Origin of the sequence: Brevibacillus nitrificans, from assembly GCF_003710965.1 — a bacterium.
GTDB lineage: Bacteria > Bacillota > Bacilli > Brevibacillales > Brevibacillaceae > Brevibacillus > Brevibacillus centrosporus.
Genome location: NZ_RHHU01000010.1, coordinates 290,014 through 313,348, shown reverse-complemented (window position 1 = coordinate 313,348; position 23,335 = coordinate 290,014). Strand labels below are relative to the sequence as shown.

General features: G+C 51.2%; 19 protein-coding genes and 2 pseudogenes. 6 read left to right on the top strand and 15 right to left on the bottom strand.

All coding sequences use genetic code 11. The features are described from left to right. Positions 1-42 precede the first annotated feature (42 nt). Both icd and citZ read right to left on the bottom strand, forming a co-directional pair. Positions 43-1,326: an NADP-dependent isocitrate dehydrogenase gene (gene icd, locus EDM59_RS15095; RefSeq protein WP_122924350.1), complete on the bottom strand. Its 1,284-nt coding sequence runs from the start codon at positions 1,324-1,326 to the stop codon at positions 43-45. Between the two features lie 156 nt (positions 1,327-1,482). After that, complete coding sequence (gene citZ / locus EDM59_RS15090) at positions 1,483-2,595, bottom strand: citrate synthase (RefSeq protein WP_122924349.1); 1,113 nt, start codon at positions 2,593-2,595, stop codon at positions 1,483-1,485. A 365-nt stretch (positions 2,596-2,960) separates the two neighbouring features. Between citZ and ytvI the strand changes: the two genes are divergently transcribed. Further along, positions 2,961-4,091: a sporulation integral membrane protein YtvI gene (gene ytvI, locus EDM59_RS15085; RefSeq protein WP_092266109.1), complete on the top strand. Its 1,131-nt coding sequence runs from the start codon at positions 2,961-2,963 to the stop codon at positions 4,089-4,091. A gap of 57 nt (positions 4,092-4,148) precedes the next feature. On the opposite strand, the gene EDM59_RS15080 is transcribed toward ytvI, so the two are convergent. Continuing rightward, a complete protein-coding gene (locus EDM59_RS15080; RefSeq protein WP_122924348.1) occupies positions 4,149-4,544 on the bottom strand; it encodes an FxsA family protein in 396 nt (131 codons plus the stop codon). A 55-nt stretch (positions 4,545-4,599) separates the two neighbouring features. Then, a complete protein-coding gene (locus tag EDM59_RS15075) occupies positions 4,600-5,037 on the bottom strand; it encodes an acyl-CoA thioesterase (protein WP_122924347.1) in 438 nt (145 codons plus the stop codon). A 139-nt stretch (positions 5,038-5,176) separates the two neighbouring features. On the opposite strand from EDM59_RS15075, the gene EDM59_RS15070 reads away from it, so the two are divergent. After that, positions 5,177-5,410, top strand: a complete 234-nt coding sequence (locus tag EDM59_RS15070) for a hypothetical protein (RefSeq protein WP_122924346.1) — start codon at positions 5,177-5,179, stop codon at positions 5,408-5,410. Positions 5,411-5,422: 12 nt separating this feature from the next. Beyond that, positions 5,423-6,529 carry a GerAB/ArcD/ProY family transporter gene (locus EDM59_RS15065; protein WP_122924345.1) on the top strand — a complete coding sequence of 369 codons (1,107 nt, stop codon included), beginning with the start codon at positions 5,423-5,425 and terminating at the stop codon, positions 6,527-6,529. Positions 6,530-6,567: 38 nt separating this feature from the next. Here EDM59_RS15065 and nrdJ read toward each other — a convergent pair whose 3' ends face one another. The 9 genes from nrdJ to EDM59_RS15020 form a co-directional block, all read right to left on the bottom strand. Then, the gene (gene nrdJ / locus EDM59_RS15060; protein WP_122924344.1) at positions 6,568-8,829 is read right to left on the bottom strand and encodes a ribonucleoside-triphosphate reductase, adenosylcobalamin-dependent; all 2,262 of its coding nucleotides are present in this window, start codon (positions 8,827-8,829) and stop codon (positions 6,568-6,570) included. A 466-nt stretch (positions 8,830-9,295) separates the two neighbouring features. After that, positions 9,296-11,050: a pyruvate kinase gene (gene pyk, locus EDM59_RS15055; protein WP_122924343.1), complete on the bottom strand. Its 1,755-nt coding sequence runs from the start codon at positions 11,048-11,050 to the stop codon at positions 9,296-9,298. A gap of 39 nt (positions 11,051-11,089) precedes the next feature. Next, positions 11,090-12,049: a 6-phosphofructokinase gene (gene pfkA, locus EDM59_RS15050; RefSeq protein WP_122924342.1), complete on the bottom strand. Its 960-nt coding sequence runs from the start codon at positions 12,047-12,049 to the stop codon at positions 11,090-11,092. 222 nt (positions 12,050-12,271) lie between these two features. Continuing rightward, positions 12,272-13,228, bottom strand: coding sequence for an acetyl-CoA carboxylase carboxyl transferase subunit alpha (gene accA, locus EDM59_RS15045; protein ID WP_122924341.1), 957 nt, complete (start codon positions 13,226-13,228; stop codon positions 12,272-12,274). After that, complete coding sequence (gene accD / locus EDM59_RS15040; protein WP_122924340.1) at positions 13,195-14,139, bottom strand: acetyl-CoA carboxylase, carboxyltransferase subunit beta; 945 nt, start codon at positions 14,137-14,139, stop codon at positions 13,195-13,197. The genes accA and accD overlap by 34 nt, the downstream gene beginning before the upstream one ends. 21 nt (positions 14,140-14,160) lie before the next feature. Further along, positions 14,161-14,343 (bottom strand): glutamate decarboxylase, encoded by a 183-nt coding sequence (locus EDM59_RS15035; RefSeq protein ID WP_092266119.1) that lies wholly within the window; start codon positions 14,341-14,343, stop codon positions 14,161-14,163. Positions 14,344-14,423: 80 nt separating this feature from the next. Beyond that, entirely contained in the window at positions 14,424-15,095 is a 672-nt protein-coding gene (locus tag EDM59_RS15030) for a FadR/GntR family transcriptional regulator (protein ID WP_122924853.1), read from the bottom strand. A gap of 96 nt (positions 15,096-15,191) precedes the next feature. Continuing rightward, the gene (ystJ, locus tag EDM59_RS15025) at positions 15,192-16,436 is read right to left on the bottom strand and encodes an NADP-dependent malic enzyme (protein WP_122924339.1); all 1,245 of its coding nucleotides are present in this window, start codon (positions 16,434-16,436) and stop codon (positions 15,192-15,194) included. Between the two features lie 171 nt (positions 16,437-16,607). Continuing rightward, a complete protein-coding gene (locus EDM59_RS15020) occupies positions 16,608-20,033 on the bottom strand; it encodes a DNA polymerase III subunit alpha (RefSeq protein ID WP_122924338.1) in 3,426 nt (1,141 codons plus the stop codon). A gap of 182 nt (positions 20,034-20,215) precedes the next feature. On the opposite strand from EDM59_RS15020, the gene EDM59_RS15015 reads away from it, so the two are divergent. After that, positions 20,216-20,527 (top strand): YtpI family protein, encoded by a 312-nt coding sequence (locus tag EDM59_RS15015; RefSeq protein ID WP_122924852.1) that lies wholly within the window; start codon positions 20,216-20,218, stop codon positions 20,525-20,527. 186 nt (positions 20,528-20,713) lie between these two features. On the opposite strand, the gene EDM59_RS15010 is transcribed toward EDM59_RS15015, so the two are convergent. Continuing rightward, positions 20,714-21,331 (bottom strand): DUF2087 domain-containing protein, encoded by a 618-nt coding sequence (locus EDM59_RS15010; RefSeq protein ID WP_122924337.1) that lies wholly within the window; start codon positions 21,329-21,331, stop codon positions 20,714-20,716. Positions 21,332-21,533: 202 nt separating this feature from the next. Between EDM59_RS15010 and EDM59_RS31425 the strand changes: the two are divergent. Beyond that, positions 21,534-21,629 (top strand): annotated as a pseudogene (locus EDM59_RS31425) (hypothetical protein); the annotation flags it as partial. A gap of 49 nt (positions 21,630-21,678) precedes the next feature. Further along, positions 21,679-21,810, top strand: a pseudogene (locus EDM59_RS15000) (aminopeptidase); the annotation flags it as partial. A gap of 49 nt (positions 21,811-21,859) precedes the next feature. Here EDM59_RS15000 and EDM59_RS14995 read toward each other — a convergent pair. Beyond that, positions 21,860-23,170, bottom strand: a complete 1,311-nt coding sequence (locus EDM59_RS14995; RefSeq protein WP_092266124.1) for a DRTGG domain-containing protein — start codon at positions 23,168-23,170, stop codon at positions 21,860-21,862. Positions 23,171-23,335: the final 165 nt, after the last annotated feature.

Here is a 23,335-nt window from a genome sequence, read left to right as displayed (position 1 = left end):
CCAAATGTGTGGTTTCTTATCCAATCAAGTACAACTTCTATCTTACATGTTTTTGATCAAAGCGTCAGCAAACTCGGAGCATTTCAGCTCAGTTGCGCCATCCATCAGACGTGCGAAATCATAGGTTACAGTTTTCGCAGAGATGGTTTTTTCCATGGAGTTGATGAGCAGGTCAGCTGCTTCGTTCCAACCCAGGTGACGGAGCATCATTTCTCCGGACAGGATCACGGAGGATGGGTTTACTTTGTCCAATCCAGCGTATTTAGGAGCTGTACCATGCGTTGCTTCGAAGATCGCATGACCAGTCAGGTAGTTGATGTTAGCACCTGGAGCGATACCGATACCGCCTACTTGAGCAGCCAGAGCGTCAGATACGTAGTCACCGTTCAGGTTCAGGGTAGCTACTACATCGTACTCAGCTGGACGAGTCAGGATTTGTTGCAGGAACGCGTCAGCAATCACGTCTTTTACGATGATTTTGCCAGCTGCTTCTGCTTCTTTTTGTGCTTTGTCAGCGTCGCCGCCTTCAGCTTTGATGCGATCGTATTGTGCCCAAGTGAACACTTTGTCGCCGAATTCTGCTTCAGCCACTGCATAACCCCAGCTTTTGAACGCGCCTTCGGTGAACTTCATGATGTTACCTTTGTGTACCAGGGTAACGGATTTGCGTTTGTTGTCGATTGCGTAGTTGATCGCTGCACGAACCAGACGCTCTGTACCGTCTTTGGAAACAGGCTTGATACCGATACCAGAAGTTTCTGGGAAGCGGATTTTCTTCACGCCCATTTCTTTTTGCAGGAACTCGATCACTTTTTTCACTTCTGGAGTACCTTCAGCCCACTCTACGCCAGCGTAGATGTCTTCGGTATTCTCGCGGAAGATGACCATGTCAGTCAGTTCCGGGTGTTTTACAGGAGATGGAACGCCATCGAAGTATTGAACAGGACGTACGCAAGCATACAGATCCAGCTCTTGACGCAGCGCTACGTTGATGGAGCGGATACCGCCGCCAACTGGAGTCGTCAAAGGACCTTTGATTGCGATCAGGTATTCACGAACAGCTGTGAGGGTATCTTCTGGCAGCCATTCGTTGTATTGGTTGAAGGATTTTTCACCAGCGAATACTTCGAACCAAGCGATTTTCTTTTCGCCTTTGTATGCTTTTTCTACAGCTGCATCCAGAACGCGTACAGAAGCATTCCAGATGTCAGGACCGGTACCATCGCCTTCGATGAAAGGAATGATTGGATTGTTAGGTACTACCAGTTTGCCGTTATCAACAGTGATTTTTTCGCCGGCAGTTGGTTGCGTCAGGTTTTTAAACACAGGAACCCCTCCAGAGTTGAAATAGTTGTAATAGGAATATTTCCAGACGTAGGGAGAACTACCACGATTGGTGGTAGTTCTCCAGCAGGAACAGGACAGATCCCTGTTCCTCACGCTCGGAAAAGCAATGAATGTAAGCTGCGCTAAATGATGGGTTTAGCGGCGGTCGATCGGCACATAGTGCTGATTCACAGGACCCGTGTAATCCGCGCGTGGGCGAATCAAACGGTTGTTTTCATACTGCTCCATGATGTGTGCAGTCCAACCGGACATACGGCTGATTGCAAAGATCGGTGTGAACAGATCGATTTCCAGACCCAGAGAAATGTAAACAGATGCGGAGTAGAAATCTACGTTTGGCTTCAGGCCTTTTTCGCCAGTTACCATATCGTCGATTTTTACAGACATCTCATACAGCTCAGGACGTCCGATTTGGGTAGTCAGTGCTTTGGACATTTGTTTCAGCCACTTCGCACGTGGGTCACCGTCTTTGTATACACGGTGTCCGAAGCCCATGATTTTTTCTTTGTTGTCCAGCTTGCTGCGTACATAGCCTTCTACTTTGTCCATGCTGCCGATTTCTGTCAGCATTTTTGCTACTGCTTCATTCGCACCACCGTGCAGAGGGCCTTTCAGTGTGCCGATTGCAGACACGATGCCGGAGTAGATATCCGTCAGAGTGGCAACGGTTACACGCGCTGCGAAAGTGGATGCGTTCAGCTCATGGTCAGCATGCAGGATCAAAGCTACATCCAGCGCTTTTACAGCTGTTTCTGTAGGCTCTTCCCCTTTGAGCATGTACAGGAAGTTTTGCGCGATGGTGTACTCAACTTTTGGAGCAACTGGCTCAAGGCCATTGCGCAGGCGTGCATAGGCTGCGATCAGGGTAGGAGTTTGAGCCATCAAGCGGATTGCTTTTCTGTAGTTGGCTTCAGTAGACATGTCCTGCGCTTCTGTATCGTAGAGCGCTAGCGAAGAGACAGCTGTGCGCAAAGCAGCCATTGGGTGAATGCCTTCTGGGTAGTTGCGGATGCTCTCGATCACTTCCGCAGGTACTGCGGCAGACTCGCCCAATTGCTTTTTCAAAGTTTCCAGCTGATCACGCTTCGGTAACGCTCCATGCCAGAGTAAGTATACAACCTCTTCAAAAGTTGCATGTTCTGCTAGCTCATCGATGTTGATCCCGCCGTAGCAGAGAACTCCATCTACGATCGAACAGATTGATGATTCGGCTGCAACGATGCCTTCCAGTCCACGGGTTGCTGTCATAGAACTCCCTCTCCTTTTCCACTTAAGTAATAATGCCTGACCAGTCGTCGCTTGTCCCGCTGACTGGAACACGCAGTGACGTAAAGCTATATGAATTTTGCAGGCAGCGGTTTCTTTCATCCACCACTCTTGTATAGAATGTCATCCACGCAGTCAGAAGTCCGTGCATGGAGAGAGAAAAGAATCCACTCAAGTCGACCCAATTATAAAAGATTATTGCAGTTTTGTGAATAAGGTTGGCGAAAAAATGTTTCAAAGGGTGAAACCCGGTTTTGTTTTTTCGTTAACTTGCTCGACCTATCAGCATATTGCATAATAGTTACATAAGTATTCGCCCTCACGAATGGGTCAGAAAGGAGAACACTTTGAATCAGCAAAACTGGGTGGAGAGATTGTTCCAAATCATTCGGTTTTTATGGGTTTGCGTGCTTGTCTATCTGGTAATCTGGGTCTTCCAGTTTGCAACACCCTTACTTTACCCATTTCTAATTGCTTTAGTCATTGCGCTCCTGATCAACCGGCCTGTTACGTTCATGACGAGGAAGTTCAAAATCCCTCGTTGGCTGTCCGTGACGATCTCGCTTCTGCTCCTCATGCTTCTGGCCGTAGGTGTGGTTACTCTGGTCGTGACAGAGACAGTCGTAGAAATTGGTGAGCTTGCGAAACGTCTTCCTGGTTTTGCGGCTGAGCTGTCTGATTATCTGCAGCGAACGATTTCCCAGGAGTTTCTCATGGGGCTATACAATCAAATCCAATGGATCTACACGCAGCTTGATCCTGACTTCAAGTTAAAAGTGGATGCTACGATCGGCAGCGGGATCTCGACAATCACACACACCGGGCAAGATCTGATTGTGACGTTCCTGAATGGTCTTAAAAATTTCCTCGTTTCCTTGCCGAACATGGCAACCGTATCCGTCATTTCCCTGATGGGTGCCTTCTTTATCTCCAAAGACTTTCATTTGTGGGAAGCACGCTTTCGCCGCATTTTGCCGAAAGGATTCAACAGCCGGATCGATCAAATCTTTCGAGATTTACGCAATGCGTTGGTCGGCTTTTTGAAGGCACAGCTGACACTCATCTCCCTGACAGCCGCCATCGTTATCATCGGGCTCTTAATCATGCGTGTGGAATACGCCATTACGATCGGACTGATTACCGGGCTCGTGGATTTGCTGCCTTATCTGGGTACCGGGACGGTTTTCGTTCCATGGATTATTTACCTGTTCTTCAAAGGCAACTACACACTCGTGATCGGTCTGTCGATCCTGTACGCCGTCGTCCTGATCTTCCGCCAAATCATCGAGCCGAAAGTCGTTGCTGAAAATGTGGGTCTCGATCCGCTGCTGACGCTGGTTGCCCTGTTTGTCGGTCTGCAGCTCTTCGGATTTTTGGGACTTATCATCGGACCCGTCGCGCTCGTGATGATCAACGCCTTGGTCAAAGCGAATGTCTTTTCGGACGTATGGGGATACATCAAGGGCAAGCATACATAAGCAACGAAAAACCGCTCCGGGCATGACGCCTGCGAGCGGTTTTCTCACTTCCTATCTTTATCTGCGAAACAAAAGCTGGATTTTCCCAGTGGAAATCATGGACCACAGCCATTTTTTCAAGAAGTGCCGGATTATCAGACGCGTGTACGGGAGCAGCAGGATCACTCCCACAACGTCAGAAAAGAACCCAGGTGATATCAACAGGATACCGCCTGTCAGCACAAGAGCGCCATCCAGGAGCGTCTCCGTGGGCATCTGCCCCCGCGAAAGCTCAAACTGGAGAGTGCGAATGACCGCAATCCCCTGCTGCTTGGCGAGCCATGCCCCGACGACGCCGGTCAGGATCACCAGAGCGACGGTGTTCCAGCCGCCAATCACATTCCCTATGGAAATCAGCCCCCACAGCTCGATTGCCGGAATCACAATGAACAGAACCACAAGAATACGGAACATGATGCCCACCACCCCTTTCTGCTGAATAGCTTGGACAGTCTGGATAGCGCGCAGCCTACCCGACAGTCACACCAGCATGCTGATTCGCGAGCCATTCGTATAAATCTGGCTCCGTACGCGACAATCGAATCGGCTTAAACTCAGCATTCGTAAAGACATGCAGGGTCCTGCCTGTCACCAGTACTTCCAAATCATCCACCCTCACGATCTCATAGGAAAAAGTAAGGCGAACCGGACTGATCTCAGACACATGCGTGCGCACTTCGACCTCATCGTCATACTTTGCCGGTCTTTTATAGGAGATGTCAGCGTCGGTCAGCGGCAATAGGATGCCTTTCTCCTCCAGCTCACGGTAGGTCACGTCCGCATGGCGAATGAATTCGGTACGTCCGACCTCAAACCAGTTTAAATAATTCGTATGGTAAACCACACCCATTCGATCCGTTTCGCCGTAGCGGACACGCAAGCGATGGGAATGAACTACGGGATTCACTTTCAATCGCCCCCTTCTCTTCCCCCTTATTGTACCATAGACAAGCGGTTCTTTTGACTCACTACGTATGTCCATTTTGCCGTTTCGTCCATACTGGTACGTATGACTGCTATTTCCCAAAAGAAGGCGGGGTGGGCTCATGTGGGGAGTTTTTGGGATTTTGTTGGTCGGCGTCTTCCTTGCTTGTCTGGAAGTGCCCTCCCTCAGACGTCCTGGCTACCGCAAAGATTTGATCGTCTTTTCCGTCCTGCTTATTTTCGGTATCAGCCTCGCCTGCGCCAAAGTGCTCAATGCCCCTATCCCGAATCCTGGTGATTGGATCGCCGCCCTCTTTCGCCCACTGAGCGATGCTTTTTCCCCACTACTACACTAGGAGGAAGTCCGTTTGCCGACTACTGTCAAGATCACGGTCCGTCAAATGATGATCATCATCATCATGTTCACGATCGGAACGACGATTCTCGTGGCTCCCTCCACGTTGGCACAGGCTGCGGGACAGGACGCCTGGATCAGCGCTTCCTTCGGTGTCCTGGTCGGTTTGGGCATTGGCTGGCTGTACGCCTCCATCGGAATGCTTTACCCGGGACACAATTTGCTAGAGATCCACGAGCTCATATTAGGAAAATGGCTGGGAAAGCTTGTATCGCTTCTGGTTGTCCTGACGATGCTCCTCTTTTGCTCGCAGGTTCTCTATTACATTGGCAACTTTCTTGCTACGCAATTTTTTCCGAATACCCCTATCCAGTTTCTGATTCTCTTGTTCTTGATTATTCCTGTTGTATCCCTGCGCTTGGGGATCGAACCTTTTGCCCGTGCCGCTGAAATCTTATTCCCCTGGTTTCTCTTTTTGTTCTTCTTTCTCGTGCTATTCATCCTGCCTAAGGCGGAAATCACCAACATCCAGCCTGTTTTGGAGGCAAGCCCCAAAGATTTAGTAAAAGGTGTTCTCTGGTTCATCAGTATCACCTATTTGACAGCACCTGCCCTGTTGATGTTTTTCCCGATTTGCATAAACGACACGTCTACCTTCAAAAGGGGATTTATCCTAAGCAACCTGATCGGTGGATTCATGCTTGTGTTGATCATCCTGCTGAGTGTTCTCGTACTTAATCCGAATATTACCGTTTTGTACAACTACCCTAGCTTCATTCTCGGGCGCCAAATCAATATCGGTGACTTTTTTCAACGAATGGAAGCTATCGTTGCCATTATCTGGTTTCTCACGATCTTCGTGAAGCTGACGATGTACTGCTTCTCTGCTATCACAGGTTTGGCCCAGCTGCTCAAGCTGCGATCCTACCGCTCGATCATCTTGCCCACAGGTGTGCTGATCGCCACAGGGGCGCTGATTGTGTATCCCAACAACGCTTACATGCAGAGGTGGGATATGGACACCTGGATTCCTTACAGCTTGCTGCTGGGCATCCTCTACCCACTCCTTCTGTATATCATCGGGAGCATACGAAAAAAACAGGGACGGACCAAAATCTAGTCCTTCCCTGTTTTCCTTTTCCTCATATAGCTAGCAGTTTAACGAATAGGGCAAGCGCCACCCTCGCAAGATTCAGCAGTCGACAGGTCGGCATCTCCACCGGTTTCGAATTGCTGCAAAATCGCTGGGTCAAACGGCTTCATCGTTTGCTTCAAAGCCTCGTATTCAGCCTGTGTGCACTCCTCGTAAGGAGCGAGCTGGTAGTTTCCTCCATCCAGCTGCAAGAAGGAAACCCCCACGAAGTTGTCCCAGTTGCCGTAAACGATCTCTTCCACTTCGCTCCACTCTTCTTTGCGAACCGTGATGGTGTTGGAAGAATTGTGCTCGGTGTATTCCTTTTGGAAACGGAAGTAGGTATCGAACTGGCGTTTTGCGCTCACTTCGTTCTTCGTTTCCTTCGCACCGGAAGCAACCGGGAAGTCGATAACCAGCGTGCGGGCATTTGCCATGCGCTCTTCATGCGTGTCACCCGGCGTACCAACCTCTGGATTCACTGTCCAGCCAAGCGCTTGCACGGCTTTTGCCAGCGGATCTTCCGCATTGATACGGATGCGGCGGATGTAGTAAGGCGAGTGAGACCAGTGCAGACCGCTGGAGACGCCGCCTGCTACCTGCGAAAGCGTACCCTCTGGCTTTACTGTCGTTACCAGCAGTGGCGAGTTCACGCGCAGCTCATATGCATAACGGTTGGCTTCATCACGTGCAGCGTCTCCCAAGAGGCGGAGCAGCTCCAGCTCTTGCTCTTCGGTATAGCCCAAGGAAGCCAGGGCGTCTTTTACACCAGTCAGCGAGGTACCGAGCAAGCGGTCACGCTGCTGTACCGTATCCCAGTGCGGCAGCTCCAGTGTCACCAGTGTCATGCGCAGTCCGGCACGCGCCGATTTGCGTTGAGCCTCCAAAAGGCCGTCCAGATCCAAATATTTGGAGCCATCCGGGCTGGTCTTCACGAACTCAGCCAGATTGACGGTGGTCAGGTTGCAGACACCATACGAATCCAGCAAAATTTCCGCGCAAGGGTTCAGGCCTTCTGCGTTAGGACGGCGGCGATTGGCTTCTTCCAGATTGACGAAGCCAGGCTCTCCTTCCAGCTGCATCAGGGTGAATACGAGATGCAAAAACTCGCGGGTCGGTTGCTTGGTGAAAGCGATCGAGTTGTTCGACATACGGCGATGGTCCAGTCCATGACGACCGTCCCCAACTTTCTGGATGCTGTCAAACCATACAGGCTTGTGCTCGCCCAGCAGTTCCCCCACCCGGCGATGGTGTGCCAGCTGATCTTCTGTCCAGAAGCCGTTGATCCCGTATTTCGCCATCATGCACTCATAATCGTCATGGTCAAACAGGAAGATCTCCGCTGTACGGCGCACTCCGCCAACCACAACGTTTGCTCCAATCAGATTGCCGATGTCCAGGATGTGGATCGGGCGAATTTTGCCGTAGCCCTTTTCATCGCTGCCGATCGGTGCCAGATGTTGATCGATCTGGTTTTTCAGAACTTTATCGATGCCCTCAAACATTTCGCGAAGCGGCTCATGTCCACTCGCGGTCCCGCCAAAGCGCTGCAGACGCTCTCCTTTTGGACGGACGCTGTTGTAGGAGATTTTCACGGTATGAATATGCTCATAGGTCTTGTCAGTCAAGATTTGCAGGTACAAGCGAAGCGATTCTACCCAGCCTTCTTTGCTGTCACCCACATAAATTTTGGCAAAGCCGTTTTCCAGTACGTTCAGCTCAGAGCGCTCCAGACGTTGGTGCTTCGGCAGAGGCTTGTACTCAGAAGACAAGAGAGACACATTTGTGCGGATCGGCGTCAGTCCCTCTGCCATCTCCTTCGTGCACTTGAAGCCTACTCCAGTGCCTACCAGCAGCAGATAGAACAAGTCTCCGAGGTCATCCCAGGACTTGATGTTCAGGAAGGAGCAGTTGAAGTTGGCTAGTGGATACAGGTCTGCCACGCCATTCTCTGCGCCTCCAACCCACAGTGTACGACCGGAAAGAAACTGGCGAAGGTTGAACATGTTGTCAAACAAGCCTTCCGCTTCTTTTTCCATCAGGCGCGAATCTGGGCGCAAGCCGATTTTGTTCAGATGTTGATAGGCGAGCTTGATATTGTAATCCACCGAGCGACGGCAGGTTTCCTTCCAGGTTTCCCGTCTTCCTTTTTCCGGTATAAAGCGAGAATAAGTACGGTAATAAACAAACTGCCCAAGCGGACTCATATGTTCAGGAAAATCTGGATATTGTTGCAAGAAATCATCCGTCAGAAAACGGGTTCTGGTAATCAGCTCAGTGGCCAGCATATCGGTTCCTCCTCTAAATGGTTCCTCTCTAGTTAACTATCTTTATCTAAAAAACTCAATAGTTTTACCTACATATAGTACGAAATAATTTTCGACAACACTAGATATAGTATTCCCGATAAAAAAACACTTGACACAGATTTCCCAGCGATGACGGGAGTATCTCCCTTTGCAGCCCCTATATGTATCGGTTTTCCTAGCTGTGACAAATATGATTCTTTTACCCCAAAAATAGGGAGACCCTTGTCGAACCGTTCAAAATCTGCATCTCGTGAACGCTCCTTTAAGAGGCAACCAAACGATTTTACCAGATTGCCCCCGGCTTTTCATTACCTAAAACCAACCGTTATCTGGTAAATACCAGCAAATCAGGCGCTCGTTTTCCTCGCAAAGCGCATGACAAAGAGGGTGACGAATAGTCACCCTCGAATCGGCTAAGCAACAAAATGATTCTTATTACCTAAAACTAAAGTACGCGTGCATGCCCAGAATAAATATGTCCTCGCTCGGAGTCAACGGTCACGACTTGACCTTCCTTCAGGATCTCCGTAGCAAATGGCACCCCAACAATGACCGGAACGCCCACGTTGAGTCCTACGATCGCCGCATGAGATGTCAAACCGCCCTCTTCCGTAATGACAGCGGCCGCCTTTTTGAAGGCATCAATCATGTCAGAATCCGTCCCGATGGTCACCAGAATGGAGCCTTCCTCCGTTTTTGCCAAAGCTTCCTCTGCCGAACGAGCCAGCACGATTTTCCCTGTCACGACTTTGCGCCCAATTCCTTGGCCCTTGGCTACGACATCGCCAATGACGTGGATCTTCATCAGATTCGTAGTACCTACTTCACGAACCGGTACACCCGCAGTAATGACCACGAGATCGCCATGGCGTACAAAGCCTGCTTCCAGCGCTTCCTGTACAGACATGTCCAGCATTTCGTCTGTCGTATTCGCCATTTCACCCAGGACAGGATATACCCCGTTGATCAGCGACATGCGCCGAATCACGCTGGCATGCGGAGTCACCGCGACAATCGGTGCCTTTGGACGGAATTTGGCTACCATGCGCGCTGTATGACCGCTCTCTGTAGCCGTAATAATCGCAGCAGCATTCAGGTCCAGTGCTGCATTGGAAACCGCCTGACTGATGGCGTCCGTGATCGTGACTTGCTTCAGCTGTGCTTGTGCGTACAGGATCTCCCGATAGTTGAGCTCCTGCTCAGCGCGCACAGCGATACGGTCCATCGTTTCCACCGATTCTACCGGATATTTCCCCGCAGCCGTTTCCCCGGACAGCATGATGCAATCTGTTCCATCAAAGATCGCATTCGCTACGTCACTCGCTTCCGCACGAGTCGGGCGCGGGTTGCGCTGCATCGAATCGAGCATTTGTGTCGCCGTGATGACCGGCTTTGCCAGCTCGTTACATTTTTTGATCAGCTTCTTCTGTACCATTGGCACTTCCTCAGCCGGAATCTCTACCCCGAGATCCCCGCGCGCAACCATGATTCCGTCTGTGACGACGAGAATTTCATCTACATTGTCTACGCCTTCCTGGTTCTCGATCTTGGCGATGATATCGATTTTGGCGTTGTGGCGTTCCAGGATCGCGCGGATCTCCAGGATGTCAGATGCTTTACGCACGAAGGAAGCCGCGATAAAGTCCACCTGCTGGGCAATCCCAAACTCGATGTCCTGTGCGTCCTTTTCCGTAATTCCCGGCAGATTGATTTTCACACCTGGAACGTTTACGCCCTTCTTGCTTTTCAGCGTGCCGCCGTTCTTGATGATGCACACGATGTCTGTGCCTTTTACTTCTTTTACAGTCAGCCCGATCAGACCATCATCAATCAGGATCGTATCGCCTGGGTTGACATCCTCCGGCAGCTCGCCATACGTGATGGACACGCGCTCAGCCGTTCCCGCTACCTCTTCCGTTGTGAGAATTATGGTATTTCCTTCGACTAGCTCCACTGCATCAACAGCCAATGTACCCGTACGAATCTCTGGTCCTTTCGTATCGAGCAGGATCGCAATCGGCTTGCCTGTTTCCTCAGCTGCCTTGCGAATATTTACGATCCGTGCCGCGTGTTCTTCATGAGAGCCATGTGAGAAATTGAGCCGAGCTACGTTCATCCCGGCATGGATCAGCTTTTTCAACGTCTCGACCGACTCGCTCGCCGGACCAATGGTACATACAATTTTCGCTTTTCTCAACATAGGATTCTGCCTCCTCTTTTACCTAAAACCTGTCCTGTGCTAAATGGACAGCGTACGTGCCAGCTGATAAACGGATAAGTCCAGTTGGTGCTTCTTCGCCAATGCTTCATGGAAATCGACATCGACAATTTGATTGTTTTGGATTCCTACCATGCGGTCCCGTTTGCCTTCCAAGAGCAAGTCAACTGCTGCCGCTCCCATACGGCTTCCCAGCATGCGATCTGTCGCCGTCGGAGAACCGCCGCGTTGGATATGCCCAAGTACCGTTACGCGAGTCTCCCAGCCGGTTGCCTTGGTGATGGCATCCGCATAGGAGGAAGCACTTCCGACACCTTCTGCTACGATGATGATGGAATGCTTCTTGCCGCGCCTTTGACCAGCATGGAGACGCTCCAGAATGTCCTCCATATCCTGCGCTTCCTCCGGGATGATAATGGACTCAGCTCCTGCAGCAAGCCCTGCCCACAGAGCCAAATCTCCGGCATCGCGACCCATGACCTCAATGATATAGGTGCGCTCATGCGAGGTAGCCGTATCGCGGATTTTATCGATCGCTTCCACAATCGTATTCAATGCGGTATCAAATCCGATGGTAAAGTCCGTGCACGGAATGTCGTTGTCAATCGTCCCTGGAACGCCAATCGTCGGAAAGCCTTTTTCCGTCAGCTTTTGTGCCCCGCGAAACGATCCGTCTCCTCCGATGACAATCAAGCCTTCGATCCCAAACTTGCGCAGCTGCTCTACAGCCCTCTGCTGTCCAGCCTCTGTCTTGAATTCCTCGCTGCGTGCCGAATATAGAATCGTTCCGCCCCGTTGAATAATATCCCCAACGGAACCGAGCGACATCTCTTGAATATCCCCACTCATCAGTCCCTCATATCCATGGTACACGCCGTACATTTGTACCCCGTGATAAGCAGCTCGTCGAACAGCCGCCCGTACAGCAGCGTTCATTCCCGGAGCATCGCCACCGCTGGTCAGAACCGCAAGCTTTTGCATGGAATCCACCTCTCCAATCGTGTCATCTTTAGCATGTCATGAAACGGCAACAGTATGTACCATATAGGGTATGAATCACACTGTATCATTTCACTTCTCATATCTGTTATACTAAGAAAAAGATATGTGTCATACTTTTCAAAAGATCTGATGATTTCTTGATTCGACTACGATTGTAGCAGATTTCCCTTGCAGAAAAAAGCCAAAAAACGCCCCCTGCAATCACAGGGAGGCGTATTCACCAATCTGTTTAAACTTTTCGTAACGATCCTGTATTAGTTCATCCGGAGTCATTTTACCGAGCTGTTCCAGTTGGTCTACGATCGTGGCTTTGACCAGACTCGCCTGCTGAATCAAATCGCGATGCGCTCCTCCAAACGGTTCTTCGATGATGCCATCGATCACACCCAGCTCAAGCAAATCAGGCGCCGTAATTTTCATCGTCTCAGCTGCACGCATGCCCAAGCTGGAATCTCTCCACAAAATGGCAGCGGCACTCTCCGGAGCAATCACGGAGTAATAGGAATTCTCGAGCATAAAAATACGGTTGCCCACACTGATCGCGAGCGCTCCGCCACTACCGCCTTCCCCGATGACAATGCAAATAATCGGTACGCGGAAAGTAGCCATTTCACGCAGGTTGCGAGCAATCGCTTCACTTTGGCCGCGCTCTTCAGCAGCCTTGCCGGGATAGGCACCCGACGTATTGATAAAGCAGATGATCGGGCGACCGAATTTGTCCGCCTGCTCCATGATACGGAGCGCTTTGCGGTAGCCTTCCGGATGCGCCATCCCAAAATTCCGCTTGATGTTATCCTTGGTATCTTTCCCTTTTTGATGCCCGACGATGGTTACTGGGCGTCCATCCAGCTTGGCGATCCCGCCTACAATGGAATGGTCATCCCCGTATAACCGGTCTCCATGCACTTCGATAAAATCAGTAAAAAGTAACTGTATGTAGTCCAGTGTTGTCGGACGCTCCGGATGGCGAGCCAGTTGTACACGCTGCCACGGTGTCAGGTTTCCATAGATTTGCTGAGCAAGATCTTTTGACTTTTGCTCCAGTCGCTTGATTTCATCCGAGAAATCAATGCCTTTTTCCTCGGTAAAGCGACGCAGCTCCTTGATCTTGTCCTGTAATTCGACTAATGGCTTTTCAAAAGGGAGTTCTCCTGCCATGCTTCCACTCCTTCCCGCGACGTGTGCATCTCTACCAGTTTGGCTAGTGTAGCACGCATATCTTTGCGGTGCACCACCATATCGAGCTGACCGTTCTTCAACAAGAATTCCGCTGTTTGGAAGTCTTTCGGCAACTCCTGGCGAATCGTTTGCTCAATGACACGACGTCCGGCAAAGCCGATCATAGCTCCTGGTTCGGCGATATTGTAATCTCCCAATGAAGAAAAGCTTGCAGACACGCCGCCATACGTTGGATTTGTCATAACCGATACGAACAGCAGACGCTCCCGATCGAGTCTGGACAAAGCCGCACTTGTTTTTGCCATTTGCATGAGGCTGAGTACGCCCTCTTGCATACGCGCACCGCCTGAAGCAGAGAACAAGATGAACGGCAAACGACGAGCGATTGCTTGTTCGATCGCTCTAGTAATCTTTTCACCTACGACAGAGCCCATACTCGCCATACGGAAGCGGGAATCCATTACCCCAATCACAATCCGGTTGCCGCCAAGCACACCTTCACCGGTAATGATCGCTTCATTCAGGTTCGTATTTACCTTGTCCTGCTCAAGTTTTTCCAAATACCCTGGGAAACCGAGGGGATTGGCTGTAGTCAAATTCGCATCGAATTCCTCTGTCAGTGCGCCTTCATCCAAGAGAGACGCCAGACGCTCAGGTGCAGACATGGAATAATGGTATTGGCACCCTTTACAGACGCGCAAATTTTTCTCCAGATCCTTGGAATAGTGAATCGTCCCGCAGTGAGGACATTTATTCATCAATCCTTCAGGGACTTCCTTTTCTCTCGTTCCCGCTTCCTTAGAAGGGTCGGTGGAAGCTGGGACACGTGCGAGTGTCTCCGAAGGGACTGTAGCAAACTTGCGCTTTTTCCCAAAAAGATCTTTTAGCACTGGTACACCCCACCTTTCTCTTCAGTGAAGGATCGTGGCGAGTACTTCCTGGACTTCTTGCAGCTCGCCCTCCGGCACCAAAATCTCGTATTGCTTCGAGACTTTTGCCTCGCGAACCTTTACCAGGAATCCTTCATCTGTCAAACGTTGTTGAATCCGTTCTGCGATTCTTGCGCTAGGAGCGATGTAGATGACAGTCCACACGCTGGCTTCCTCCTTCATCGTCCAATACAGGTCTGCATCATCATATCACAGCCTTTGCGCCTGTCGCAAATGGGGGAAAATCATAGCTTGCTGTTCTCCAAATGATGCCTCATTTTTTCAACGGCCGCTGTCGCATCGCCTGCGCGGATCGCTTCCATAATCTCGCGATGCTCCGCAACAGCCATCTTTGCCCTGCCCTCGCGTGACAATGACTCGATGCGAACACTGTTGCTGTATTCGACAAGAGGTGCCCAGATCCGATGCAGGATCGAATTGCGGCTGGAGCGGCAAATAACGCGATGGAACAGGTAGTCTTCTTCCGTGGGTACTTCCCCCCGCTCGACCCGTTCCTCGGCAATCGCCAAAATGCGTTCCATCTCTTCAAAGTGCTTGTCAGTCGCTCGTCTGCAGGCGAGCCGCACCGCGTCCAACTCCAGGATTCGGCGCATCTCGATCAGATCCTTCTTTGTCTTGGCATCCCGCAGGATGAAAAATCCGAGGATGTCGATCAGCCGATTGTGCCGGTAACTCTTTAAGAATGTGCCTTCCCCTCTGCGAGTCTCGATCAATCCGAGAAGCTCCAAAGCTCGGAGCGCTTCACGGACAGAGGAACGACCTGCACCCAGCTGCTCCGACAGTTCCCGCTCGGACGGAAGCTTGTCGCCGGGACGCAGATTTCTCTCTTGAACGATCTCATGAATCTGCAGGAGAATCCCTTCGTATACCTTTCTCTCTTGGGATGAGTCGAGCACCATTCGTCCTCCTTACGTTACACTTACTGTGAAGTGAAGCACCCTCCGGCGGCGCCTGGAAACACGGTGTCTCGGAGGGTGATCTTTACACGATTCCTATACTTGCTGGTAGGAGATCGCTGCCAGGCTCATGGTTTTTTGTTTCACATCTTCTGGATCGACAGTGATGCGAGCTACGCCGCTTTCCATTGCCGCTTTTGCTACTGCTGCAGCTACATTTGGAGCCACGCGAGCATCAAATGGAGCCGGGATTACTTTATCGGCAGACAGCTCTTCTGGCGTGATCAAATCTGCGATTGCGTACACAGCTGCCAGCTTCATTTCTTCGTTGATGTTGGTAGCACGAGTATCCAAAGCACCGCGGAAGATTCCTGGGAAGGCCAGTACGTTGTTTACTTGGTTCGGGAAGTCGGAGCGTCCGGTACCCACTACTTTTGCACCTGCCGCTTTTGCTACATCCGGCATAATTTCCGGAACCGGGTTTGCCATCGCGAAGATGATTGCGTCGCGGTTCATGGAGCTTACCATCTCAGCGGTTACAGCGCCCGCTACGGAAACCCCGATGAATACGTCGGCACCTTTCATCGCATCTTCCAGGTTGCCTTGGATCTTGTCGTGGTTCGTGATTTTTGCCATTTCCTCTTTTACCGGGTTCATCCCGAACGGACGGCCTTCATATACGATCCCTTTGGTGTCGCACATGATTACGTCTTTCACACCCATGGAAACGAGGAGCTTGATGATGGCGATACCTGCTGCACCAGCACCGTTTGCTACGACGCGGATGTCTTCGAGCTTTTTGTCCACCACGCGCAGGGCGTTGATCAGACCTGCAGCGGTTACGATCGCTGTACCGTGTTGGTCATCGTGGAATACGGGAATGTTGGTTTCACGCTTCAGGCGCTCTTCTACTTCAAAGCACGCTGGAGCCGCGATGTCTTCCAGGTTTACGCCGCCAAAGGTAGGCTCGAGCAGCTTCACGGTTTCTACGATTTTGTCTACGTCTGTGGTATTCAGGCAGATTGGGAAAGCATCCACACCTGCAAAGGATTTGAACAGAACGGCTTTCCCTTCCATAACCGGCATAGCAGCTTCTGGACCGATATTGCCGAGGCCGAGTACAGCAGTCCCGTCGCTTACTACCGCTACGAGGTTGCCTTTCATCGTATATTCATACACTTTTGACTTGTCGTCAAAAATATCTTTGCATGGTTCGGCAACCCCTGGAGAATAAGCAAGGCTCAAGTCACGTGCATTGCGAACTGGCACTTTTGTGACAGCCTCCAATTTACCTTGATGTTTTCTGTGAAGTTCTAATGCTTCCTCTCGCAGATTAGACACTCATAACCACTCCATTCACGTTTATCTTTTTCTAGTACTGCTTCTAAAACCGCCTGTTGCTTTCCAATAATCGTCCAGTGGTCTGACCACTTTTCAAGTTATGTTCTCAATATATAGCAAACCCGTTCTTCTGTAAACCTGCCGAAAACGGCGAAAAAGGGAGGACATTCTTCATCCTCCCCCCATTATGGGCATTTTTTTCGAGATTACGCTGTCACGTCCCACAATTTCTCGCGCTAGCTCCAAAAATGACTCGTCCAGCTCGACAGCAATCGTCTCTGGTAAGCGAATTGTCTGTCTTTTTCCCTCGTAGAACAAAATGACAGGAATCGTTCCTTTTTTTTCGACAAACAGCTGTTGAAGCTGCTGTAGCGTCGAATCTCGCTCCTGCGCCTCTGAAATTTTGACAAAAAGCACAGTCTCCTCTGTCGGCTTCGGAATGGCATCGGCTGACCAGAAGCGGGATGCCAGAAGCTTGACCAGGTCATCCTGATGATCGATGCGCCCCTCGACTATCACCATGCTCTCTTTGGTCAAAAGCTCGGCATGCTTGGCAAACACCTGCGGAAACACGACTACTTCGACCAGTGCCGTTTTGTCCTCGATGGTGATGAAAGCCATCGGGTCTCCTTTTTTCGTCTGGATGCGCCGCTCCTCCGTAATCATCCCGAATACCTTCACCGTTTTTTCCCGGGGCAGCTCCCCCAGTGCGGAGATCGCCGTCACCTCCGAGCGAGAGGCCAGATGCGCGTACTGATCCAGAGGATGTCCGGAGATGTAAACACCGAGCAGCTCACGTTCTTCCTTTAGCTGCTGGGCGCGCGAGAATGGCGGAACCTCCGGGTATTCCGAAAGCTCCCGCACCGGGGCAGCGTCTTCCCCTGCGAAAAGGTTCATCTGGTCGGCATCCCGCTCCACGCGTTTGCCATTTGCTTTGCCCACTGCTTCATCGAGCAGAACCAGAAGCTGACTGCGGTGTCCTGGCAGCGAATCCAATGCGCCGCAAAGTGTCAACGACTCCACGACTCGCCTGTTCACGAGTCTGCCGTCTACACGCGCGCAAAAATCAAACACATCGCGATAGGGTCTGCCCTGCCTCTCCTTCACGATCGATTCGATCGCACTGTACCCGACATTTTTGACAGCTGCCAGCCCAAAGCGGATGGCATCCTGCTCGACAGTAAAATGCGCCTCGCTGCGATTGACGTCAGGTGTGAGTACTTGCAAATGGAGACGACGGGCTTCCTCCGTATACTCTGCGATGCGCGTCTGGCTGCCGATGGACAGAGACAGGAGCGCCGCCATAAAGGCCAGCGGATAATTGGCTTTCAAATACGCCATCTGATACGCGATGATGGCATAGGCGACCGAGTGAGCCTTGTTGAAGCCGTAATCGGCAAAGCGCACAATCAGGTCGTAGATTTCGTTGCCCAGCTCATCTCCATAGCCTTGCTTGACGCAGCCCGCGACGAATTTCTCCCGCTGCTCGGCTAAAAGATCCCGTTTCTTTTTCCCTACGGCCCGGCGCAAAATGTCCGCTTCCCCCAGACTGAAGCCCGCGAGCGTGGAGGAAATCTGCATGATCTGCTCCTGATAGATCATAAAGCCATGCGTCTCACGCAAGATCGGCTCGAGTACAGGATGAGCGTAGTGGACCTTGGTCTGGCCGTGCTTCGCCGCGATGTACTGCGGGATGATCTCCATCGGTCCCGGACGATACAGGGCCAGCACAGCGATAATGTCGTCCAAGCTCGTCGGCTTCAAATCGCGCAGCACGTTGCGCATACCAGAGGACTCCAGCTGAAAGACACCCGTCGTCTCCCCACGCGTCAGCATGCGATAGGTCTCGGGATCATCGGTCGGGATGGTCTCGAGATCGACGTGGATGCCTTGCTGCGCAAGATTGCGCAAGGTTTCCGAAATGATCGTCAGGTTGCGCAAGCCGAGGAAGTCCATTTTCAATAGCCCGACCTCTTCTAAAATCTCCATCGGGTACTGCGTGAGCGCCAGACCTTCGTTGCCCGTCTGCAAAGGCACGTATTCCGTCAGCGATTCACGGGAAATGACCACTCCCGCAGCATGCGTGGAGGCATGCCGCGGCAGCCCCTCTACTCCCCGCGCCGTCTCAATCAGCTGAGCCGCCTGCTTGTTCTCCGCACACACCTTGGCGATGTCCGGATTGATTTGCATGGCACGCTCGATCGTCATGCCTGGCGACTGCGGAATCATTTTCGCCATCCGGTCAATCAGCCCGAGCGACAAGCCTAAAGCACGCCCTACATCCCGAACCGCCGCACGCGCCGCCATCGTCCCAAAGGTAATGATTTGGGCAACCCGGTCATGGCCGTATTTTTTCGCCACGTAATGAATGACCTCGTCCCTGCGCTCCACAGCGAAATCGATATCAATATCCGGCATCGTGACCCGCTCTGGATTGAGGAACCGCTCAAACAGCAGGTTGTAGCGCAGCGGGTCAACATTGGTGATCTTAAGCGCATAGGCAACCAGGCTGCCCGCTGCCGACCCCCTGCCCGGACCGGTAGAGATTCCGTGCTGATGAGCGTAGCGCATGAAGTCCCAGACGATTAAAAAGTAATCGGTAAAGCCTGTCCCCGTAATAATGGCCAGCTCGTGGTCCAGACGCTCGCGAATTTGCGGCGTCAGCTCTTTGTAGCGCTCGCGGCAGCCCTGCTCGCAAAGCTCACGCAAGAAAGTCGTCGAATCCTGCCCCTCTGGCAAAGGGAATTTCGGCAAAATATGCTCGCCAAACGACAGCGTTACCTGGCAGCGCTCGGCGATCCTAGCGGTGTTTTGCAGAGCCTGCGTGGCAAAGGCAAAAGACTCTGCCAGCTCCTGCCCGCTTTTCAGATAGTACTGATCCGTTTCGTAGCGAAAACGGTTTTCTTCCGTAACCGTCTTCCCTTCTCCGATCGCGAGCAAAATGTCGTGGATAGCGTGGTCTTCTTTGTGGATGTAGTGAACGTTGTTGGTGACGACCAGTGGAATGCCGGTTTCTTCGCTCAGCCGGACAAGGCGCGCATTCACCCTTTTCTCCGGTTCCAGCCCGTGGTCCACCATTTCCAGATAGTAGTGGTCAGGTCCATATGTCTGGCGATACCACAGTGCCGCTTCCTTCGCTCCTGCAGCATCTCCTGCCAGCAAGAGACGAGCTACCTCTCCCTCGCGGCTGGCTCCAAGTGCAATCAGCCCTTCCGTGTGACGGGCAAGGGCTTCTTTATTCAGTCTCGGAAGAATGTAATTTCCTTCTGTCTGTGCGATAGTCGCCAGCTTGAGTAGATTCCTGTAGCCCTGATCATTTTCCGCCAGCAGGATCAGGTGGCTGGGAGCAGGTGCGTTGCGTACGCGATCTGACAGATTCCCCTCGATTACGTACACCTCCATACCGATGATCGGCTTGATCCCGGCTTCCAGGCAGGCTTTATAAAAAGGAATGGCTCCGTACAGATTGGCATGATCCGTAATGGCGAGCGCGTGCATCCCCAGTTCCTTTGCACGTGCTACCAGCGGTTCAATCCGTGCCGCACCGTCCAGCAAGCTGTATTCCGTGTGGACGTGCAGATGGACAAAGGTGTTCATCTTTGTTCCTTCCTCTCTCAATTCCGCTTCCGAATCGTTGTCTATTCCTCGCTTCGCCTTCCATTATACCCAAAAGCGAACAGGCTGTGGGAAAATAAGAACAAATGTTCCTTGTGTATTTGCCACACTTCCTTTCTTTTGGTAGGATAATACCAGATTGGTAGAGAGGATGTATGCAGGATATGTGGTCCGCCTTTTATTTGACTGGCGTGCTAGCTTCGCTTGTCGCCAGCGTTTATTTCAGCATTCATGCCCGCAGACAGGGTACTCATCCGCTTGCTTCCCGCATGATATTGGGAAAAATGAATATCGCCCTGGGGCTTTTGGTTACTTTGTTTGGGATCAATCAGTTTACCTTTGAAGAGCTGGATACGATCCGCATCGTGGTCGCTCTCGTGATGCTTGTCGTGGGAGTGATCAATCTTTATTTGGGGACGCGCAATTATTTCCGTTTTAAGACGCTTTGGCTCGCTGAAATGAAAAAAGGCGTATAGGGCTGCTGTCAGCACCTAGCGAATGGGAAGAGAGCTGGAAACATCTTTCCTCCGTTTCCAGCCGTTTCGTGTAGCAGACTGTTTTTCGGTACGCTATAATGACCCTTGTGTGATATCTTATTGCTTCAGACAACCCGAGTGCAGTGCCGACGGTTGTCCTTTTTTATATTCTCCCTGTCGGCTCGCTTACGGCTTCGCCCACAGCTCCTCCGGGTTCAGCTCGTAGATTCCGTTTTCCCGATACATATATTGATTCATGACAAATTCGCGCCGAATCGTGGCAAAATCCTCATGGAACGTCTTGATATACTCGTTGATTTCCTTTTCCTGATACTTTCTTCCTCTCTCCAGGCCGCGGACCATGTGCTCGAAAACAAACAGCTTTTTTTTGCGCTGGGCCGGGATTTGCTTCAGCTTTCCATCCGAGGTAATAAAGCTTCGAATCACCTGCAGTGCCTCTTGTGCCATGCTCTCCCTCCTCTGCTCTGCTGCCGAAATATCATCCTGCAACTCATCGACACTCTCGTCCTTTGCCTTTGCCAGCAGATCCAGAATAGCCTGCGACTGTCGCTTCATATTGGCTTCATGCAGATAAAAATAAATGGTGTTCTTGTCCCTTCTCTCGTACACCGCTCCGGCCTCACGCAGTTTTGCCATATGGTGGGTAATCGTCGGGGCAGTCACGCCCATTTTTCCTGCCAATGCCTGGCCATGCAGCGGTCCGTTCGCCAAGACGGCGAGGATGCGAATGCGCGTCGGATCGGCCAGCGCTTTATGAAAGGTCACCAGCTTATCTAATTGCATTTGTTATCACCTTTTTTCATTTTTCCCCAGCCATCATACTGGACTGTGATTTCAAGTGAGTCTTTGTAATCACTAACTAATTAGACATATATTTAATTAGATGGTACTCATTTTCTCCCTTCTTGTCAATGAACTGGAAAACTGAAACAATCGTGCAAGCTACTCCGTATTACGGGTTGTCATTTATTTTTTGAAGAGAGGTATGCCCATGAATTCATTGGAACAACAGCTGCACAAATACGCGGAGCTGGTCCTGAAAGTCGGGGTAAACCTGCAGCCGGGGCAAGTCCTGTATCTAGGCGCTCCATTGGAATGTGCAGAATTCGCCCGCATTATTGTCCGTAAGGCGTGGTGCCAACGACAGCGGGGTGCACGAAGATTTCATGGTCGGATCGGATCAGCTCGATATCGACGGCGAGCTGGCAGATGGTACACGGGAGCCGTTGTTTCGCCAAGGAAACTGGATATTCTCTACTTAAAGCAAAAAGCCATCCAGACGAGTTTTCTTCGTCAGATGGCTTTTTCGTATTATCTCTCAATGATTTGCGCAGTCACCATTGCCTGGCCCACTAGCTGATCCCCTTGGTAGACCATTACTTCTACTTTCCCAAAGCGACGGCTGATGTCGAGCAGACGAGGCTGCACTTCGATCTGGCTCTCCATTTGCACGGGCTTCAGGAAATAGACCATTACGTTTTCGGGAACCATATCGCCTCGGCGGTGCTGACGCAAAAGATTACAGGCCGCCTCCACCATTACCGTCGTCATGATTCCGCTCGCGATCGTCCCGAGATGGTTGGTCATCTGCGGGCTGACCTCTCCCAAATAAAGAAGCTCATCTGATTTTCGCTCTTCCCGGAAATGGGACATGATCAGATTCGGGAACGTCTCGCTCATCTGCGGCTGCTTGGCAGTGTACTGCAAAGCTTTTAGCACGTCATTTCGGCTGAGGACCCCGACCAGCTTGCGGTGATTGTCTACGACAGGCAAAAGCTCGATTCCTTCCCACACCATCATGTGCGCAGAGGAAGCTACTGATACGCGTGGAGACGTCGTGATCGGGTTTTTGGTCATCACTTTATCGATCGTCGCGGTTTCTTCATGTCCGATGATATCTTTGGACGTCACAATCCCGATCAGGCGCATTTGCTCATCCACGACCGGAAAACGGGTATCCTGGTAAAGCTCCGTGTACTGATGCCATTTTGCCACAGGATCGGAAGGCAAAAGGACGGGTGTTTCCGCCAGTGGCTTGAGCACATCCTCAACCATGACGATCTCCTTTTTGATCAGACGGTCGTAAATGGCCCGGTTGATCATCGAAGCTACCGTAAACGTATCGTAGCTGGAGGAAATGATCGGCAGCGCGAGACGATCAGCCAATTGCTTGATTTCCTCGCTCGTGTCGAAGCCCCCGGTAATCAATACCGCTGCCCCTTGCTGCAGCGCAATTTTATGCGCCTGATAGCGATTCCCTACAATCAACAGGCTGCCTGCATCGATATAGCGCATCATCGCTTCGAGCTGCATCGCACCGATGACGAATTTATTCAGCGTCTTGTGCAAGCCTTCTCGCCCGCCCAAAACATGCCCGTCTACAATATTGACTACCTCTGCAAAGGTCAGCCGCTCTATGTTTTCCTTCTGTTTTTTCTCAATTCGCACCGTTCCGACGCGCTCAATGGTACTGACGTATCCCTGGGTCTCTGCTTCCTTGATGGCCCGGTATGCCGTACCCTCACTTACGTCCAGGTCTTTGGCAATCTGTCGTACCGAAATCTTTGAGCCGATCGGAAGGCGATCAATATATTGCAAAATTTGTTCGTGTTTCGTTGTCAAGTCGCGTATCCCCCTTCCTAATCTCCCACCCGTTCCATCTCTGGCTCCTTGGAACAATATACCCGAAGGAGAGGCAAAAAAAAAGGGTAGCTTTTTCAAGCTACCAAATCAGAAAGTATATCATTAAGGGGGTTTTCATCGTATGTTTATCTTATCCTTCTTATA

Coding starts and splice junctions, on each gene's coding strand:
- citZ (WP_122924349.1), bottom strand. CDS start 2,595: ATGACAGCAACCCGTGGACTGGAAGGCATCGTTGCAGCCGAATCATCA.
- EDM59_RS15080 (WP_122924348.1), bottom strand. CDS start 4,544: ATGTTCCGTATTCTTGTGGTTCTGTTCATTGTGATTCCGGCAATCGAG.
- EDM59_RS15070 (WP_122924346.1), top strand. CDS start 5,177: ATGTGGGGAGTTTTTGGGATTTTGTTGGTCGGCGTCTTCCTTGCTTGT.
- nrdJ (WP_122924344.1), bottom strand. CDS start 8,829: ATGCTGGCCACTGAGCTGATTACCAGAACCCGTTTTCTGACGGATGAT.
- pyk (WP_122924343.1), bottom strand. CDS start 11,050: ATGTTGAGAAAAGCGAAAATTGTATGTACCATTGGTCCGGCGAGCGAG.
- pfkA (WP_122924342.1), bottom strand. CDS start 12,049: ATGCAAAAGCTTGCGGTTCTGACCAGCGGTGGCGATGCTCCGGGAATG.
- accA (WP_122924341.1), bottom strand. CDS start 13,228: ATGGCAGGAGAACTCCCTTTTGAAAAGCCATTAGTCGAATTACAGGAC.
- EDM59_RS15020 (WP_122924338.1), bottom strand. CDS start 20,033: ATGAACACCTTTGTCCATCTGCACGTCCACACGGAATACAGCTTGCTG.
- EDM59_RS15015 (WP_122924852.1), top strand. CDS start 20,216: ATGTGGTCCGCCTTTTATTTGACTGGCGTGCTAGCTTCGCTTGTCGCC.
- EDM59_RS15010 (WP_122924337.1), bottom strand. CDS start 21,331: ATGCAATTAGATAAGCTGGTGACCTTTCATAAAGCGCTGGCCGATCCG.